This is a genomic window from uncultured Limosilactobacillus sp., from assembly GCF_934202235.1.
GTDB lineage: Bacteria > Bacillota > Bacilli > Lactobacillales > Lactobacillaceae > Limosilactobacillus.
In genome coordinates this window covers 14,997-35,132 of the sequence record NZ_CAKPXS010000004.1, presented here as the reverse complement: position 1 = coordinate 35,132, position 20,136 = coordinate 14,997, and the positions used below count along the sequence as shown (strand labels likewise).

The window sequence follows — 20,136 nt, the reverse complement described above, 5'->3', positions numbered from 1 at the left end:
AGGGGGGCTGACAATTGTTTAGTTTCTTGGACTTAATTAACCAATCGCTGAGCTACTTTAACATCAATACCCGGTTAAAGAACCGGGTTTATACCATTGTGGCCCTCTTAGGGGATGGCTACCTCATTTATGTCACCGCCCGGCTCTTAGCCAACCACGTTTGGCTGCGAGGCTTCTTGTATTGTTTAGCCGTGGTTTTTGTGACGTACTTTGCCTACCTTAACATTGTCTTTTTCTTCTTAGGACGGACCTCTAAGTTTGACTTCTTATCACCATACATTCGGCCACTGGTGGTTGATGATGATGGCAAAGTTGACCGCCGCCCAGTGGGCCAGCTGCGGCCAGCTGCGTCTAACGGGATCTACCACAACACGGAAACAATTCCGGCTCACTTTGAAGCGGATCCGCTGGAACAACGGAACCTGAATAAGGTTGTCCACCGGCTGTTAGCTGAGCAATTAATCACGGCAACCTTTAACGGGATGTCAGGTAAAGAAGTGGTGGAGCAGTACCAAAAAACAGGGCAACCCGTTCACGCCATCGACGATAACCAGGTCCCACCTTACTTTGAGCTGATTCATGACCAGGGGAAACACCGGATGGAAATCAGTATCGGGGTTAACCAGATGGAACGGTTGGCAGTGGGTCACATTACCCAGGTCGGATTAACTGACATTCACACAGCCCATGATAAGTACCAACTGTACTTGGCTGACGTCACGATTGTGGGTGGTCCTTATAAAATTCCGGGTCGTCATGGTTCCACCATCATGATGAATGGCGACTATCAGTTGGCGGTACAAGTGGCTTATCGGGACCGACAAAAGAATCACTAAGGAATGATCACCAGCAGCTGGCTAGTCCGGCGGCTGGTTTTTGTTTGGTTGAACTAATATAATGGTAGTAATCGGACATGACAGGGGGGAGCCAAGTGACAAGGGTAAACCGTACCGTGCGGGACTTTGAAAACGCGATGATCTCACTGCTGGAGCAAGGACCATTTGACCATATCACGGTTGACCAGATTTGTCGGGAAGCGATGCTGCACCGGAGCAGTTTTTATCGTTACTTTCACGACAAATACGACTTATTGGGCCAAACGATTGATGGCCAGCTGAATAAGCTGATTAGCGACCAGCAAACGACTGATGATATTGTGGACGCAATTTTGGATTACGTTGACCAACACCGGGAATTATTTCACCACCTGGTGGCGACGAAGGACCGACCGGGGATTCATGCGGAAATTTTGCAGATTATGAGTGAACTGATTCTGCACCGCAGCCAGCGTGAAAATAACGACTTGGTACTGCAGACCGTTGCCCAATCTGATCAGCCAGAATTGATGTCGTATATGATCGGCGGGTCGATCAATGGTGCCTTTATGTGGTGGCAGAAACACAATTATGACGTGTCCAAGGATAAAGTTGCTAAGTTCTGTAAACAGCAGATCCACAACATTTCAAACGGGAACCAGTCGGTTTAGCTGATTCCGTGCTTGACGGAATTAATTCGGTTACAATATTGGTAAGGTAAGTTGTGAAAAGATAAAGGAGCGGACACCAATGAAGATTATTATGTATAACGTTCGTCAGGATACGGAAGAACGTTTTGTTCACGAATGGGAACAGGAAACAGGCAATGAAGTCAAAATTGTCCATGAACCATTAAGTGCCGACAACGTTAACCTAATGAAGGGTTGCGACGGGCTCGATATTTTACAGACGATGCCAATTGGTGACGAAGCAGTCTACAAGCAGATTGCTGATATGGGAATTAAGCAGATCACTTGCCGGATGGTCGGGATCAACATGATTAACCTGGATGCCTGCAAGAAGTACAACCTCAAGGTGACCCACGTCCCGGTTTACTCGCCACGGGCCATTGCTGAAATGGGGGTAACCCACGCAATGTACCTCCTGCGCCGGATTGGTGAATACCGCTATGCAATGGACCACAATGCCGACTTTAGCTGGCCTGCCAACCTGATGAGCAACGAAATTTTCAACCTGACTGTCGGACTGATTGGTCTGGGGAACATCGGGAGTGCAACGGCCCAAATTTACAAGGCGCTGGGTGCGAAGGTGATTGCCTTTGACCCGTCATATAACCCGGCAGATGAACCATTTGTTAACTACGTCGACAGTGCCGATGAAGTAATTAAAAATGCTGACATTTTGAGCCTTCACGTGCCATTGCTGCCAAGTACGAAAGGCATGATTGGTGCAGAGCAGCTGAAGATGATGAAGAACTCTGCTTACCTGATTAACATGTCCCGGGGTGGCTTGGTTGATACCGAAGCCCTGATTCAGGCACTGAAGAACCATGAGATTGCCGGTGCCGGTCTTGATACCCTGGCTGACGAAACGACGTACTTTGGTAAAAAGGTCACGCCAGCGGACGTTCCGGAAGATTACAAGGAACTGGCAGCAATGCCTAACGTGACGATTACCCCGCACGCAGCCTTCTTTACCGAAACGGCGGTGCGGAACATGGTTCGAATTGGCCTCAACGATGTGGTTACCATTGTGAATGGTGGTCGCAGCCGCAACGAAGTTTTCGTCGGTTAACCAAGAAGACAACTAGACAACAAAACCACCTACCAGCAGCAGGTAGGTGGTTTTATTAGTTCATGAAAAGTGGCGTATTAGTCCACAACGTATAGTTGGTAACGCTGAAAATCTTCTTGTGGCAGTTCCAAACGGAGCTCGGTCCCGTCACTCACATATTTGGTAGAAATGATGTTAGCGTGTTCATTCAGGTAGGAAACGACCTGTCCAGCATTAAAGGGCACCAGCATGGTAGTTGTGACGTAGTCCTTAAAGAGGTGCTTTTCAATGGCTTTCATCAACAGCTCGGTGGAAGAATCATCAAAAGCTGAAATTACCAGGCGGTCATCGCCTTCCATTGTGGGGTAGTCAAAGTCGGTTTGGTCTGCCTTGTTAAAGACATAGAGTAGTGGCTTATCCTTAATCCCAATCTGTGCCAGGGTCCGCTCGGTGGTCGCCATCATTTCCTGGTAGTGGGGGTCAGAGTAGTCGATGACTTCCACCAGTAGGTCGGCGTTGGCCGCTTCGGCTAACGTGGACTTAAAGGCTTCTACCAGGTGGGTTGGCAACTTGCTGACAAAACCAACGGTATCACTGAGCAGACAACGTTTATTGCCAGGAAAGTTCAGTTGGCGGACGCTAGTGTCGAGGGTGGCAAAGAGCATGTTTTTGGTAAAGACCTGCTTGTGGTCGGCCAGTCCATATTGAGAAACCAGCCGGTTCATGAGGGTGGACTTCCCAGCGTTGGTGTAGCCAACCAGCGCGGCAGTGGGGATTCCCGTCTTGTCGCGTTGTTTGCGCTTGGTCTGTTCACCCTTGGCGATTTCGTTTAACTCGTGACGTAAGTGAGCAATCTGCTTGGTGATTACCCGCCGGTCCATTTCGAGCTTGGTTTCACCAGCACCACGGTTCGCCAGTCCGCCACCACCACTTTGCTGGTCCAAGACGACGTTATCAGCGGTTTGCAGGCGTGGTAATTGGTACTGGAGCTTAGCGATTTGAACCTGAATTTTTGCTTCCCGTGACTGGGCCCGGTTAGCAAAGATTTCAATAATCAATGCGGTGCGGTCGATTACCCGGGTACTGGTTTGCGAGGCCAGGTTGCTGAGCTGACTCGGTGATAATTCATCATTGGCAACAACCACCTGAACATGATTTTCAGCCGCAACCTGCTTGAGTTCATCAACCTTACCGGTACCGAAGTATGTTGCCGGGTTAGGCCGGTCAAGCGACTGGTCCAGCCGTTGGGCAACGGTCATGTTGTTAGCTTCCACGAGTTCGGCTAGTTCACGCATTGAGTATTCGTAGTTTTCTTGACCGGTGTTTAAACCGATAATGATCACCGGTATCTGCTGTGGGCGTTCACTATTATCCATTTAAAGAAGTTTGTCCCCCTTAATTATCTGCTGGTAGGCTGTGACGGTTATAAAACTTCACCGTTGGCTGGCCATTCTCAATTTCTAATAACTGGATCGTCCCGTTCTCCGGCGCATGACCGGGATCATAGAGGCCCGGTGCAGCAAATTCTTCCATCAGGGAACGAATTACGAGCCCGTGGCTGACGAGTAAGACGGTGCTGCCGTCCGGTAGTTTGCCAAGTTGCTGGATTCCCATGTTAATCCGGTGGAGAAAATCGTGGTTATTTTCGGCAATGTGGTGCGGATCCTGGGCTGCCATGAGGTCGCGAACCTTGCTCATCGGCATGGTTTTGGCAAACTCACCAAAGGAAGCAAAGGGTTTACCAGTAATAATTTCGGCAGCATGGCCCCCGTCTTCACCTTCCAGGTAGCCCATCGATTGTTCACGAAAAAGCGTACTAACGTTCAGCACCGGGCGCTTTGGCTGCTGCAACTGGTCGAGCACCAACTCGGCGGTCCGCTTGGCCCGGGGCAGGTCACTAGAATAAGCATAGTCAAAGTGGACGTTAGCCAGGGCCTTCCCAGCTGCAGTGGCGTCGTCCATTCCATCGACGGTAAGTGGAGCGTCACACCACCCCTGCATTCGGTTGTATAAGTTAAGAATGGTTTGACCATGACGGACGATATAAACTTTAATGCTCATTGCTCTGCTGTCCTCCTATTAATACCACCAGTTTATCATAAATTTGAAACTCTATATGCTCATAACCATTCAATGACTGGCTCTCGTTCATTTTTCTGGCTGGTCGTCGTGGGCCAGGCTCCCGCTTCGCCGGTTTGGTCGCCAGTATGCTATAATGTTTAATCAACCTTTTTGTTAATGAGGGAGGAAATGCTAGTGGCTGACAAGGTGTTGCAAGAAGAACAACGTCATTTGAACATGGTGATGGACAAGATTGAACAGGCAATGGCCAAGATGGAGGATAAAGCCAACAAGGCGAAGGGTGAAGCCCACCAGCTTGACCAGGGCTTTGACAATATCCACATTAACACGACTACTTATTCTGGAATGATGGATACGGCCGTTTCCGTGCGTGCTCAGCAGCAAATGCTGGATGAACGGCAAAACTCATGGCAACACGCTGCCCGGCAACTGTCGACACTTAAACGGCTCCATGCCAAACCGTACTTTGCCCGGATTGACTTCCAGGAAAAGGGGGCTCAGCGTCCGGAGACCATCTACATCGGCTTGGCTTCGTTTAACGACCGTCCCGACAACTTCCTGGTTTATGACTGGCGGGCACCGATTTCGTCTATTTATTACGATGGCGGCCTGGGCAAAGTGTCCTACCAAACCCCCGACGGACCGCAGGAAGTGGACGTGTCGCTCAAACGACAGTTTCAAATTGCCGACGGGGTGATTGTGACCCTCTATGACACTGATGAAGCCGTCACCGACCAGATGCTGCTGTCGGCGTTGAGCAACCATTCCGGGACTAAGATGAAGTCCATTGTCAGCACCATCCAGCAGACACAAAATCAAATTATCCGCGACACCAAGTCCGACCTCCTCTTTGTTCAGGGGGCGGCTGGTTCCGGAAAAACGGCGGTGGTTCTCCAGCGGGTGGCCTGGCTGCTCTACCGTTACCGGGGAAAGCTGACCAGCTCACAAGTGATTATGTTTTCACCGAACCAACTGTTCAACGACTATGTTGACTCCGTCCTCCCAGAGCTGGGAGAACACAACATGGTTCAGATGACTTACTTCCAGTTTGTCAACCGGCGGGTGCCGCGCTACCAGGTGGCTACCCTTCAACAACGTTTTGAGGCCACCCAGGATGAGGTCGCAAGGAAAATTAATGATTTATTAACCAGCCGGCGCTACTTTGATGTTGTGACCCGCTATGCTAAAAGCCTTGGCCATGGTCACCTGCACTTCCGGAATATTATGTTCCACCATAAGCCGTTTGTGACGAAAGAACGGTTGGCAGAAATTTATTACTCTTTTAACAATAACTATAACCTCGGAAACCGGCTCGATGGGACGAAGGAAGAACTGGTGAAGTACCTTAACCGGCGAGTTGGCAGTGAAATGCGCAGCAAGTGGGTCGAATCACGGCTGCAGTCGCTGAGCCAGGAAGACATCAATGACCTCTTCCGCAACCGGCCGCGGGAATTTGAAAATGAGGATGAGGAACGGCGTTTTTTTGCCCGGCAGATTGTGATGAAAGAGTTACAGCCTGTTAAGCGGACAATCGACCATAACAACTGGATTAACATTAATGCCCAGTACGTTCACTTGCTCCGGCACACCCCCCAGCTGGTTGACCTCGCTAAGGTGGGCATCAGTCAGCAGGACTGGCAATCATTTGTCGATCAAACCGTTGCTCAGATGCGGGATCACCGGTTGTCAGCAGCTGGTGTCAGCATCTACATTTACCTGTACGACTTGCTAACCGGTCGCCTGGGCGACCGCCGGATGCGTTACGTCTTCATCGATGAGGTGCAGGACTATGATGCCTTTCAGCTTGCCTACCTCAAGTACTCATTCCCTGAAGCAAAGTTCACTATGCTGGGAGACTTGAACCAGGCCATCTTCACTGATAACAACAGCCACAGCCTTTTAAGTCAGCTGGGAACGATGTTTGAGCGGGAGAAAACCCGCGTCCTCCAGCTGACCAAGACTTACCGGTCAACGAAACAGATTACTGATTTTACCCGGCACCTGCTGAAAGATGGGGAAGCAATTGAACCATTTGACCGGCAAGGGAAACTGCCGCGACTGGTTGTCAGAGAAGATGAAGCCGCGGCCACTGATGCAGTGGTCAGCACTCTGCAAGCTTACCAGCAGGAGCACGACACCACCGCCATCATTGGGAAGACGCTGGCGGATAGCCAACGGATCGCGGACCTGCTGAAGCAGCGGGGGATTAAGACCACCCTGATCAAGGGTGAAAACCAGCGGTTGGTCGCCGGAACGATCGTTGTTCCATCGTACTTGGCTAAGGGGCTGGAATTCGACGCCACCATCGTTTGGAACGCTAATGACCAGCAGTATGGCAGTGATGACCAACGCCGGCTGTTGTACACGATTTGCTCACGGGCAATGCACGAGTTAACGCTGGTAGCGATTGGCCAGCCAACGCCGTTAATCGACAAGGTTCCGCAAGACGAGTACACTATTGACAATTAAGGGACTGGTTCACTAAAGTTGAAGAATTAGTGAACATTAGTGGAAATCAAGCCGATCTCATTGAAGATCGCAAACTTTATTGTATGATTATGGGGTTGATTCTTTTTTGGAGGAAAAGCTATGAAACCAGCGTTGAAAAAACTGCGGGCTGCCTTAAATACTAAGCTCGGTTTTTTCTTGCTCACGGTCCTCTTGTTTGCAATCAAGAGCTACTGGGCATATTCAACAAAGTTTAATTTGGGGGTCAAGGGTAGTGTTCAGCACTTCTTGTTGGCCTTTAATACTATCCCTGGCGCGCTGATCTTTCTTGGGATTGCGCTCTACTTCCGGGGACGGTTATCGTATTGGCTGATGAGCATCATCAACTTCCTGCTCTCAACCTGGCTGTTTGCTAATATTTTGTATTACCGTGAATTCTCGGACTTTATTACCTTTAACTTGATTAAGGGTTCTGGCGCTACTTCAAATAACCTGGGAAAGAGTCTCCTGGGGATTATTAAGCCAACCGACTTCCTGGTTTACGCCGACGTGGTGATCTTGATCATTGTGCTCCTGTTCCACTGGATCAGGGTCGATATGCGCTATTTCAAGACTCGTTATGCCCTGACGATTACCGCCCTCGGCTTCGTCCTTTTCGGGGTCAACCTGGGGATGGCCGAAAGCAACCGGTCTCAGCTGCTCACCCGGACCTTTGATAATAACTACATTGTCAAATACCTGGGGCTGCAGGCGTATACGATCTATGACGGGATTAAAACCCAGCATAATGACGCGATTAAGTCACGAGCGGAGTCAAACGACCTCAAACCAGTGCTGAAGTTCCTGCACAGCAACTACGCGGCGCCAAACGTTCAGTACTACGGGACGGCCAAGGGGAAGAATGTCTTTATCATTCACTTGGAAAGTTTCCAGCAGTTTTTGATTGACTATAAGGTTAATGGCCAGGAAGTTACACCAACGCTGAACAAGCTGTACCACAGCGCCAACACCCTGGCGTTTGATAACTTCTTCCACCAGGTAGCCCAGGGGAAGACCTCTGATGCGGAAATGATGCTGGAAAACTCGCTCTTTGGGTTGCCGGAGGGGTCGGCAATGGTTAGCGACGGTGGAACCAATACTTTCCAGTCCATCCCGGCCATCCTCGACCAGCATGGTTACACAACGGCTTCTTTCCACGGGGACGTGCCAAGTTTCTGGAACCGGGATAACGCCTACAAGTCGTTTGGTTACCAGTACTTCTTTAGTAAGGAATTTTTCCCGAAGACACCAAACTACGATGCCGGTTACGGGATCAAGGATAAGATCTTCATGAAGGATTCGGCTTACTACCTGGAGCAACTGCCACAGCCGTTCTACGCCAAGCTGATTACGGTCACGAACCACTACCCGTACATCCTGGATAAGAAGAATAAGTCGATCGACCCGTTGACGACCGGTGATAAGACGGTGGACCCGTATGTCCAAACGGCTCACTACCTTGACCAGTCAATCCAGGAATTCCTGAACTACCTGGACGCTAGTGGTTTGCGCAAGAATAGTGTGCTGGTGCTTTATGGTGACCACTACGGGATTTCTAACAACCACCCGACCGCGATTAACAAGATTCTCAAGGTCAAGAAGGCCGACAACTACCAGCTGGCAATGTTCCAGAAGGTACCGTTCATGATCAACATGGAAGGCCTCAAGGGTGGGATTGACCACACTTACGGTGGTGAAATTGATGTCCTGCCGACGCTGGAAGACCTGCTGGGAATTAGCTCGAAGAACTACATCCAGTTTGGTCAGGACCTCCTGTCGCCGGAACGCAATCAGATTGTCTCCTTCAGAAATGGTGACTTTGTGACGCCGCAGTACACGAAGTACAACGGTGACGTCTACTACACCAAGACGGGGAAGCAGATTAAGCACCAAACCGCTAAGCAGAAAAAGCAGATCGATAAGATCCAACGCTACGTCACGACTGAGCTTGGTCTCTCCGACAAGGTCATGAATGGTGACCTGCTGCGCTTCTACAAGTTGAAGGGCTTTAAGAAGGTTAACAAGAAGGACTATACATACAACCTGAAGAAGTCGCTGAAGCAACTGAAGAAGGCACAGAAAAAGAAGAAGACCAGTGTCAAGGCCGAAAATAATAATCAGAGCACCTTTGACGAGTACTCGACGGATGCTCCGGAATTAAAGGAAAACCCGAAATTGGAGTTTCCCAAGTAGGCTGGCTGAGCGATAATTGAGAAAAAGGGCTGCGGCAATCATTGTCGCGCCCTTTTCTTTGAACGAAAGGGTGGGCGTGTTGAACAAATACAGTAATTACGATCATTTTGACCGGCAAACGTGGCACAGTTTTTTCCCCAGCGATACCGTGTCGCTGACGCAAGAAAACCTGGACGAGATCAAGTCGCTTAACGACCAGATTTCGATCAAGGACGTCAACGACGTGTACCTGCCACTGATTAAGCTAATCCAGCTGAAATACCAGAATTACCTGCAGTGGCAGCTGCAGAAGATGACCTTCATCAAGCAGCCAACCTCCCGGGTGCCCTATATTATCGGGATTGCCGGGTCGGTAGCGGTGGGTAAGAGCACCACGGCGCGCTTGCTGCAAATTCTCCTTCATCGCTTGCTGCCCGACCAGCGGGTGGCCCTTGTGACGACTGACGGCTTCCTTTACCCCAATGCCGAGCTTAAGAAACGGGGCTTGATGGAGCGCAAGGGCTTTCCGGAGTCTTACGACATGGAAGGCTTATTGAACTTCTTAAATGCCGTCAAGGGTGGTCGGGAACAGATTAAGGTGCCGATTTACTCACACCAAACTTACGATGTCGACCCGGTCAATTACCAGTTGCTCGACCGTCCGAATATCCTGATTGTTGAGGGGATTAACACCCTTCAGTTGCCGAGCAACCAGCGACTGTACGTCAGCGACTTCTTTGACCTGTCGCTGTACGTTGACGCCACTGCCAAGCTCGCCGAGCAGTGGTACCTGGAACGGTTTGGGGTGCTCTTAGATACCGCCTTTACCGACCCGACCAATTACTACTATCCCCTGTCACACGAAGGCCGCGACCACGCCTTTGCGGTCGCCCGCAACGTTTGGCGGCAAATTAACCTGCCCAACCTAACGCAGTATATTCTGCCGACGCGTAACCGGGCGGAGATTATCCTTCATAAAACTGCTCACCACTACATTGATGGGGTTTACCTGCGAAAGTAGTGAATTTAGTGGCCCCAAACATTGACCAAATAGGCATTGGCCCGTAAAATATAGCTAATGTTTTGAAATGAAAAAAAGGAGTGTGAAACCAGTGGCAAACGTCAACTTAGACGCGTTTGATAAGATCATCGTCTTGGACTTCGGCAGCCAGTACAACCAGCTGATTACTCGCCGAATTCGGGACTTTGGCGTGTACTCGGAACTGCTGAGCCATAAGAAAACTGCTCAGGAAATTGCCGCAATGCACCCGAAGGGAATTATCTTCTCTGGTGGCCCAAACAGTGTTTACGATCCTAACGCTTTTAAGGTCGATCCGGAGATTTTTAAACTGGGAATTCCGATTCTGGGAATTTGCTACGGGATGCAGCTGATGAGCTACGACCTGGGCGGAACAGTCGAAAGTGCCGATGATTCCGAATACGGGCGAGCCGACATTTCTGTTACCGATAAGGACAGTGTGCTGTTTGCAGGACTGCCGGAAAAACAGTATGTTTGGATGAGCCATGGGGACCGGGTCACTAAGGAACCAGCCGGGTTCCACGTAGTTGCCACCAGCAAGAACTGCCCGATTGCCGCCATTGCGGATGACAAACGAAAGTTCTACGCCCTGCAGTTCCACCCGGAAGTCCGGAACAGCCAGTACGGGCTGGATATCCTCAAACACTTTACCTTTGATGTTTGTGGTGCGAAGAAGAACTGGACAATGGACGACTTCATCGACCTGCAAGTCGCTGCGATCCGCAAGGAAGTTGGCGACAAGAAGGTTATCCTTGGCCTTTCTGGCGGGGTCGACTCCAGCGTTACTGCCGTCCTCTTGCACCGCGCCATTGGTAACCAACTGACTTGTATCTTTGTGGACCACGGCCTTTTGCGGAAGAACGAAGCCCAACAGGTGATGGACGCCTTAAACCGTGACCTTGGGGTCAACATCATTAAGGTGGATGCAGCTGACCGCTTCCTAGGTAAGCTGAAGGGTGTCGCTGATCCGGAAAAGAAACGGAAGATTATCGGCAACGAGTTTATCCAGGTCTTTAACGAAGAAGCCAAGAAGCTGCATGATGTTGACTTCCTGGCGCAGGGGACGTTGTACACCGACGTGATTGAATCGGGGACTGATACGGCCCAGACAATCAAGTCACACCACAATGTCGGTGGCCTGCCAAAGGAAATGCACTTCAAGCTGATTGAACCGCTGCGGAGCCTCTTTAAGGACGAAACCCGGGAACTCGGTGAAAAACTGGGAATTCCGCACGACTTAGTCTGGCGCCAACCGTTCCCTGGTCCTGGTCTGGGGATCCGGGTTCTGGGTGAAATTACGCCCGAAAAACTGGCCATCGTCCGCGAGTCAGACGCAATTTTGCGGGAAGAAATCAAGAAGGCCGGGCTCGACGAGAAGATCTGGCAGTACTTCACCGTTGTGCCGGGAATTCGCAGTGTCGGCGTGATGGGGGATCAACGGACCTATGATTATGCCGTGGGGATCCGTGCCGTGACCTCGATCGACGGGATGACGGCCGACTTTGCCCGAATTCCGTGGGACGTCTTGCAAAAGATCTCGGTACGGATCGTCAACGAGGTCGACCACGTTAACCGCATTCTTTATGATGTAACGAGCAAGCCGCCTTCGACAATCGAATGGGAGTAACCGTATCTGTGATTGGCAATGAGTTTTGCTTACGAGGTTTGTTTCGCCAAAAGCAAACATTCACTCCCATTAATAATAAGCACCTGGTGAAATTGCCAGGTGCTTTTTTTAACCATAATTTGCGGTAATCAATGTTATAATACAGCTACTTAACGATTATTTAATATGTGATTAGTTAGCCAATCAATGATGTTGCCTTAAGAGTAACAACGACTATTGGGAATTATAGCGATTGAGGAGCGAGTAAAAAACATGGTTTCGAAGAATAACGTTCGATATAAGCAACAACAAGAGGCCCAGCGGGTCCCTCATTATGGACTGCGGCGACTAAGCGTCGGCGTGGTTTCAGTCCTCCTGGGGACATCCTTATATTTAGGCGTCAACCAGTCAGCGGCCAGCGCTGACACAGTTAACCAGGCGACTCCCGGTACGCCCAAAACGGCGGAGCAGGCTGCGACAGTGGCAGTTGATCAACAGTCCACGGTGGTTCCGCTCAAGACAACTGCGAAGGCTAATCCTCAGCAGGCAACCCCTGCTGGGCAACAGCAGTTGGCAAAGGAATTAAATGAGAACAAGGCGACGGCTGGGGTGCAGACGCAGGTTCACTTTACTGGCGATGATAAGTCAGCGACGGTGGATGTTGCCAATGCTAACGCTGGCGATACCTATCAAGTAGTTTTCCATGCTGATCCGCACCTGAATGTGGACTACACGCCAGGACCGCTCGATCAGCAAGGGGTTGTCGATTCTAAGCAAACGGTTGATGCGGATGGGACCACAACCTACACCGGCAAGTTCCTGAAGGCGGCGACAATTAACCAGCCTTTCGTGGTGAAAAGTACTTACCGCGAGGATATCTTAAACACTCCCGGAACCTACTACAATTCTGCTGACTTGTACTACAACGGGAAGTTAATTGGGACGACGAAGTTTGCCGTGGAGATTCCCCGGCAGGCCGTTAATGCTCAATGGGACAGAACTGACGACCAGGGTAACCCAGTACCGGACAACGTTGCTAAATTTCAGTACCACGAAGATCATCCAGACTACTGGTTGGTTACCGGGGACGACCACCAGTACAGATATTCATTAACTGTCGACGGGTTGCCAGCCTCCTTTGACCACAACGGGGTGACCGTCAATGTTGGTGCGCCCAAGGAATTTGTGGTGGATGGTGTTACCGCCCAGAGAGCCAATGGTGTTCGCCATGATGAGGAATTAGTTAAGAACAAGGACTTTACCTTTTCCCAGGACGCTAGTGGGGTCCACATTACCCTTCGCAAGGGAGTGGACGACCATGATGCCACTCACCCAAAGTATAACTTGGTCATTATTGGTCACTACCAGCTGGACCAGCCGGAACACAGCGTGGTCTTGCCAGCGGCCAACGGCTCAACGATTCACGGCAACGATGGGGCTGGCGACCTTAGTAATAACGTTGTCGGCATTCAGGCACCCATCATGGGGAAAAGTTCACTAACGGGCTACAGTTTCGGTGACCTGATCACACCTGAGTTTGATGTTAACCCTGATGACGTTAACGTTCACTTAGCCAACGGCCAGACAGTCAAGAATGCTTACTGGCTGAATAAGGATCACCAGGACAAGGGCTGGTTTGTAGCCACCCTGACTAATTCGACGCTGGTGGACGCGCCGGCCGGGGTGGTGACTTTTCGCCTGCCTGACTACTATCAGTTAACGAGTCTGTCGCTGAATGACCAGGACGCGCTGACGGGGATTACCTACCACTACGCGGATGGTTCCAGCAGTGTCACCCTGAATGTTAACAAGCACGTCACCTTTATCTCCGGCACCGCTCGCTTGTTGAACGTCCAGGGAAAGAATCATAAGCTGATTGTTGACTTCGTTGGTCACCTTGACCCGAATCACAAGTTCAAGCAGCAAGAGGACTTGGTGGGTAGCATCGGACAAAATGGTGATACTACCTACATGCCAGGTGTGCTGACAACCGTTGACTATGTCAAGCAACCAAAACCGTCATTTGATTCATCAACGATTCAGGATAATACTTATTCGACCGTCATTGGGACGAACGCTGCGGCAGGTTCAATCTGGGCAGCAATCTATAATTGGCAACAGAAGGACAACCCGAGTGCGCGCTTTGTGGTAACGATCCCGAAAAATACCGTTGTAGACTCGATTTCCCGGAATAGTGATTACTGGCAAGAACCGGTTTATTCTACGACCGCCAATGGCCAACAGCAGTTGACGTTCACTCTCAAGTCAAACTTATCGAAGGACCAACTCGCAGCCATTAACCAGACACCAGTTGTTTACCTGCGGTCGACGTCCGTTTATATTCCGGCGCTGAAGTCGCAAGACGGGGATGCGACCGTCATTATGAATGGTAAGGAGCAGGATCATAAAAGCTTTAACGTTTCACTGATTGCGGCCACTGCCGACTACCTCCTGACCACGGCACAGGGTAATATGGACGCGTCTGCCCTTGACCACGCCACCAATGATGATAAGAAAACCGCTCACGTCACGTTAAGCTACGATTTCGTTAACGGTAATCCGAATACGAGCTTGACTGGACTCAAATTCTTAGGCAACCTGCCACAAAAACAGGATGGCAAGTCCCAGGTTGACATTCATTTGACCGGTCCAGTCCACCTCGTAGACTACTTGACGGGGCAGACAATCGATAGTGACGCGGTGATTACCTATTCGACCAGTTACTACCGGCCAGATTCCGTGAATGCGGCTGACCTCACAAACTTCGTCTCCGCTGACCAAGTACACGATTGGTCCCAAATTAAGAGTTTTAAGGTCGACTTAAAGCGCCCGCTGACGGGTGGCAGCGTCTTCCAAGTCAAGGCACCGGCGCAGGTAGTGGACCAGGTTCAAAATATCAACAAGGTGGCCTACCTTTCCGGGGCGGTCTTTGGTAAAGGCATTATACCTTACCGGTTAGTGCCTGCTGGAAACGGGAGTGCCCAAATTAAGATCCAAGGGGTTTCAACTGTCCACCAAAAGATCCACTACACCGATGCGGCTGGCCATGACCACTACATTGATTTAGGGCAAGACCATGACATTAAGTTGACTGATACCGTGGATAAGCTCACCGTCAATGGCTTTCCTCAGGATGCCCAGGGGATGCTGCCCCAGTATTACCACTGGGATCAGCAGAGTCCACAAATTGAGAACGACGGGGACGCCCACTACCCAGATGGCCTCGCCAACAAGACGGCCCAATTAGGTGCCGTTGCCCAGTACTACTTTGACGGTGACACCATCGTTTGGAACCTGGTCCCTGATCAGCAGGAGAAGATTAACGTTGACCAGTTGATCAAGTACCACTACTACGGTTCCAACAAGCAGGCCGCTCCTGACTACACGAAGGCGGTTCCGGCGATCGTCTACTTAAACCCGTTCACCCACGCTGTTGATGGAATTGAGCTGCAGCAGGAACTGCCGACGGTCCAATCACCGGCGATTGAGAACTACCACGCCATTCGTGGTGAATTTGGCGCTTGGCAGGCGCACCACCAGTACACCACCAAGGATGGGATTAGTCTGGACCTCACCCACCACGTTGGCCATATTCAGGGTGACGACTACTACATCAGCGCCGCTGCACAGTTGGTAGTGGTTGACCCCAACACCCACATGGCGAAAAAGGTTGACCTGGCTTATGATGATGGGTCGCATCAGATTAAATTTACGGATACCGACGATTCGCTGAAGCTGGCCGGCTACCAGATGCACGTTTACTACCTAAATACTAACGGGGAGCTGGTTTATAACGACGACCGGCACCAGGGTGCCCAGGGCTTTAACCTGAAAACCGACCCGTTAATCTACCCGTACTCGCTGCGTGGGGACGAGGGATCTACTCTCGCACCTCAACAAAAAAATTGGCTGCAATTCGACAATTCCTTCCCGGGCTATGCTTCGTTGACGGCCGCCCTGGGGGCCAAGGATAGTACCGGTGCGGCGCAGAATAAGTATGATGACCAGATCGACTTAAGTGAAGATCCCAACGACGGGAAAATATTGCTTTCGCCAACGCAAATGTTCTTTGTTTTCTACACGCCAGTGAAACAGGAAGTGAAGGAACAATTCCTCATTACCGCGGATAACGACCCGTTGGCTAAGGCCAAGTCTGAATTTCTGAAGCACCTGGCGATCCCGCAATCACAACAAGACGCTGCTAAGTCAGACCTTTACCAGAGTACCGGGAAAGCGGGAACAGTGATCTTCCCGAAGAATGACGGCTCCGGCAATGCCCAGTTGCCGCTGCCAACCGACCCGTACATGGGCGGGATGATTGACCTAACTTCCCCGCAATATGCGAAATTTACGCAATGGCTGGTTGACCATGGCTACGCGACGGCAGATGACATTGCTTCAACGGGGGTTGGCCTTAATAATAGTCTGCGTCCTGGCTACGTGATTGACCGTGCCGATTACCAAATTACCAATGATAGCGGTGTCACGAATACTTACAGTATCCAGATGCACACCACGAAGGAACTGGAAGCCCTGATCAAGAAGGACCCCCACGCCAAAGTGGTCGTTTCTGAAGGCGGGACGTCGCTGAGCTATCAGACTAATCTGACCGGGAACAGTACTGATGGTTTTAGTGGTGATCGTATTGCTGATTCGTATATGCCAACTTATGATGATTTCCGCGAAGTCGGCGCCCACCACTACGTCCTGGATGTTTATACCACCCAATCTTATGCTGAAAATCAACCAGCGATTCCTGTCCTGCTGTCGATGAGGATTTTTAACCCCACCGGCGACCATTACAGTCCAAGTATGAGGTTTGACCAAACGGTTCACGAACCAGGGACGCCTGACCCACACCCGCAAGTCCTCAACGTTCACTTTAAGAAATTGGCGGCAGTGGCTCTGTTTACCCAAAACGGGAACATTGAGGTCCACTACCAGGACGTTTCTAACCTGCAACCGGGCCAGGATGGCAAGTATGTCTATGGTGGTGGCTACGATGCCCAGGGACACTTTAACAAGGGAAGTAATTATGATGCCCATAAGCTGGAGAATGCCGCCAACCAGGACCCGGCCATTAGCAACTTAGTGAATGAACAACATGGACCGAATGGGGCTGGTCACAGCTACGAAGTCGGGCAGACGCAAAACGCCGGCAGCGGGGTGACAATTGCCTTTAGCCATGCCGGCGATCCGTCAGGGATGAATGATCACCAAGACGAGGCGGCTAACTGGAAACACTACGACATTAGTGCCGTGAATAACTACGTAGCTAAAGACGACCAGTACGTCATTGTCCAAGTTGATCCGCAGGCGCAAAATGGCGATCATACTTGGGAATTCCTGAACCCAGCGGGGTACGCCAGTGCTGACGACCCAACCGGTGAAAAGACCCTGGCCAAATATATTTTGCAGTCGGGTGGTGACTGGTCTTCTATTGGTCAGTCTTTCCCGCAAACTTACTATGTTTACCTGAAGCGGAAGCAAAAGCTGAACTACCGGGTACTGGTCGAAGATAAGGATGGATACGTGGTCAAAACGCTGACACCGGCGACCTTGCTGGGGGTTGGCGGTTCTAACGAACAAGTAGCGACAACCAAAGTTCATGGTGCGATGAGCAAGGATTCAACGACCCTTGGTGACCAGTACCAGTCGATCATCAAGCAGTTAGGCGACCGGGGATTCCAAGCGGTTACCGCGGCGGATGGCCAGCTCAAGGTCAGTGATTCGCTAACCAACTTAATCTTTGACAACGACGCAACAAAGGATCAGCTGGTGACGATCTACGTGACCCAGCCAAAGGCCGTTCAGGTTCACTACGTGGACGTGGATGGTTCGGCGAAGACAGGGGACTACACGGCCAATGATGGCAACGACCTGTTTGACCACCTGCAGTCGATTTCTGGCCTTGCCGGGAGTGATTACCATAACCAGCTCTGGAACTGGCAGGCTGCTGGGTATGTGTTGGCCACTAGTGAGGACCAAATCGCTCCAGGAGCCACGGCTGGTTCCTTCCAGCTGACTGACCCGACATCGCGGGCGTTCTACATTTACCTGAAACACAATCACCAGCAGGTCAAGGACCAGGCGGTTAAGCACGAGACGGTCCACTACCTTTATGCTGATGGTAGTCAGGCGCATGCAGACTACCAGGCACCGGCTATCACCTTTAAGCGGACTGGTGTTAAGGATCTGGTAACGAATAAGGTTGCCTGGAACCCGTGGACGACGGCCGATGATACCTTCGCGGCTGTTACTAGTCCGCAGATTGACGGTTACACCCCTGATATCGCTCGGGTGGATACTATCAAGATGATTGCTCAGGACGACGACGTTGAGCGGACGGTCACTTATACTGCCGATGCCCAAAAGTTGACAGTGAAGTTCATTGACGATAGTGACCACGGGAAGGTCTTGAAGACGGTTGTGAAGAACGGGACCAGTGGTGCTGATACAGGGTACAGTACTGCTGACGATATTAGCGATTATGAGGGTCAGCACTACCAGTTAGTTAGTGACAACACTAAGGGTCAGAAACTGAAGTTTGATCATGATAAGAATGTTGACCAGTCTTATGAGGTTCACCTTAAGCACGCCACTAAGCTGGACCAGCAAGCAGTTCAAGTGCCACGAACAATCAAGTATGTTTACGAAGGTGGGCGGCAGGCTCAGCCGGACCATACAGACTCACTGACCTTCCACGAGAAGAAAGTCGTTGACTTGGTAGACGGGCACACCATTTCTGATGACTGGACACCAGCGCAAGACTTTGCCACCATTACGTCGCCGACAATCCAAGGCTACACGCCGGATAAGGCAACGGTAGCAAACCTCGCCATTACCCATGACCATGGTGCCATCAAGGAAGTAGTGACCTACACTGCCGATGCCCAGAAACTGACAGTGAAGTTCATTGACGACAGTGACCATGGGAAGGTCTTAAAGACAGTTGTCAAGAACGGGACCAGTGGTGCTGATGTGGGCTACAAGACCAATGATGATGTTCATGATTATGAAGGTCAGCACTACACATTAGTTAGTGATGGCACCCATGGCCAAGCACTAACATTCGATGATGACAAGAATGTTGACCAGTATTATGAAGTACACCTCAAGCACGCTACTCAGCCAACGAGTGATACTGATAAGGTAACAGAAACCATCCACTACGTTTATGCGGATGGGACGAAGGCCGCTGAAGACTACACTACTAGTGTGGACTTTACGCGTACCGGGACGAAGGACCTGGTTACTCACACGATTAAGTGGGAGCCAGTCGCTTCGCAAACCTTTGATAGTCACCAATCGCCAACGTTAGCAGGGTACGCCGCTGATATATTGGTTGTTTCACCGGTTGAGATTCATTATGGTGATCATGATGTTACGCGGACCGTGAAGTACACTGCTAACCAGCAACAGATTACTGTCAACTATATTGATGACGTTACTGGCAAAACGTTGAAGGCTGATAAGCTAACGGGAAAGTCGGATCAAAAGAGTAGTTATAGTACTAAACATTCGATTGATGGCTACCTTGGTCAGCATTACCAGCTCGTGTCAGATGATACAAATGGTCAACGTTTAACCTTTGACCACGATGATGATACTGATCAGGTTTACAACGTCCACTTGACACATGAGACGGCACCGGTTAGTGATAAGGTAACGAAACATGAAACCATTCACTATGTTTATGCTAACGGGCAGCAAGCGCACCCAGATTATGGTGCTGCAATTACCTTTGAGCGGACTGGTACTAAGGACCTGGTAACGAACAAGGTTGACTGGGATCCGTGGACGACTGACAGTGATACTTTTGCTGCAGTGGTGAGCCCGACAATTAATGGTTATACACCTGATGTTGAGCAGGTCGATGCCATCAGGATGACTGCTGACCAGGATGACGTGGAGAAGACGGTCACCTACAAGGCAGTTCCGGAGAACCATCAACCGGGGCAGCCAGGTCAACCAGGGCAGCCAGGAACCCCTGGACAAACGAATCCAGTGGGTAACAGTCAAAAGCAAGTATCGCTGAGCAAGCAATCAGGACGGCGTCAAAACCAGCAATTGCCACAGACCGGTAATAAGGGCAATGGCTGGGCAGTAGCCGGAATTGCTCTGTCCTCAATGATGGGACTGATTGGTTTAGGCAAGCGCTGCAAGCAAGACTAGTCTCAGCTAAATAAATCGTGCAAACA

At 50.6% G+C, this 20,136-nt stretch carries 10 protein-coding genes; 8 read left to right on the top strand and 2 right to left on the bottom strand.

The window, feature by feature from the left end; genetic code table 11:
• Window positions 1–14: 14 nt before the first annotated feature.
• From Q0E49_RS01370 to Q0E49_RS01360, 3 genes are all read left to right on the top strand, one after another.
• Window positions 15–836: a DUF6681 family protein gene (locus Q0E49_RS01370; protein ID WP_295745831.1), complete on the top strand. Its 822-nt coding sequence runs from the start codon at window positions 15–17 to the stop codon at window positions 834–836.
• A 95-nt stretch (window positions 837–931) separates the two neighbouring features.
• Window positions 932–1,486, top strand: a complete 555-nt coding sequence (locus Q0E49_RS01365; RefSeq protein ID WP_295745828.1) for a TetR/AcrR family transcriptional regulator — start codon at window positions 932–934, stop codon at window positions 1,484–1,486.
• Between the two features lie 79 nt (window positions 1,487–1,565).
• A complete protein-coding gene (locus Q0E49_RS01360; RefSeq protein ID WP_295745825.1) occupies window positions 1,566–2,570 on the top strand; it encodes a D-2-hydroxyacid dehydrogenase in 1,005 nt (334 codons plus the stop codon).
• 77 nt (window positions 2,571–2,647) lie between these two features.
• Here Q0E49_RS01360 and hflX read toward each other — a convergent pair whose 3' ends face one another.
• A complete protein-coding gene (gene hflX / locus Q0E49_RS01355; RefSeq protein WP_295745823.1) occupies window positions 2,648–3,925 on the bottom strand; it encodes a GTPase HflX in 1,278 nt (425 codons plus the stop codon).
• A gap of 19 nt (window positions 3,926–3,944) precedes the next feature.
• Window positions 3,945–4,610 carry a histidine phosphatase family protein gene (locus Q0E49_RS01350; protein WP_295745821.1) on the bottom strand — a complete coding sequence of 222 codons (666 nt, stop codon included), beginning with the start codon at window positions 4,608–4,610 and terminating at the stop codon, window positions 3,945–3,947.
• Window positions 4,611–4,799: 189 nt separating this feature from the next.
• On the opposite strand from Q0E49_RS01350, the gene helD reads away from it, so the two are divergent.
• The 5 genes from helD to Q0E49_RS01325 all read left to right on the top strand — a co-directional run bounded on the left by helD (window position 4,800) and on the right by Q0E49_RS01325 (window position 20,110).
• Entirely contained in the window at window positions 4,800–7,100 is a 2,301-nt protein-coding gene (gene helD / locus Q0E49_RS01345; RefSeq protein ID WP_295745818.1) for an RNA polymerase recycling motor HelD, read from the top strand.
• A gap of 120 nt (window positions 7,101–7,220) precedes the next feature.
• Window positions 7,221–9,311 carry an LTA synthase family protein gene (locus tag Q0E49_RS01340; protein WP_295745816.1) on the top strand — a complete coding sequence of 697 codons (2,091 nt, stop codon included), beginning with the start codon at window positions 7,221–7,223 and terminating at the stop codon, window positions 9,309–9,311.
• A 79-nt stretch (window positions 9,312–9,390) separates the two neighbouring features.
• On the top strand, window positions 9,391–10,311 hold the full coding sequence (gene coaA, locus Q0E49_RS01335; protein WP_295745814.1) for a type I pantothenate kinase: 921 nt from the start codon (window positions 9,391–9,393) through the stop codon (window positions 10,309–10,311).
• Between the two features lie 91 nt (window positions 10,312–10,402).
• Window positions 10,403–11,956, top strand: a complete 1,554-nt coding sequence (guaA, locus tag Q0E49_RS01330; protein ID WP_295745812.1) for a glutamine-hydrolyzing GMP synthase — start codon at window positions 10,403–10,405, stop codon at window positions 11,954–11,956.
• A gap of 252 nt (window positions 11,957–12,208) precedes the next feature.
• Window positions 12,209–20,110 carry a YSIRK-type signal peptide-containing protein gene (locus Q0E49_RS01325; protein ID WP_295745810.1) on the top strand — a complete coding sequence of 2,634 codons (7,902 nt, stop codon included), beginning with the start codon at window positions 12,209–12,211 and terminating at the stop codon, window positions 20,108–20,110.
• The last annotated feature ends 26 nt before the right edge of the window (window positions 20,111–20,136 follow it).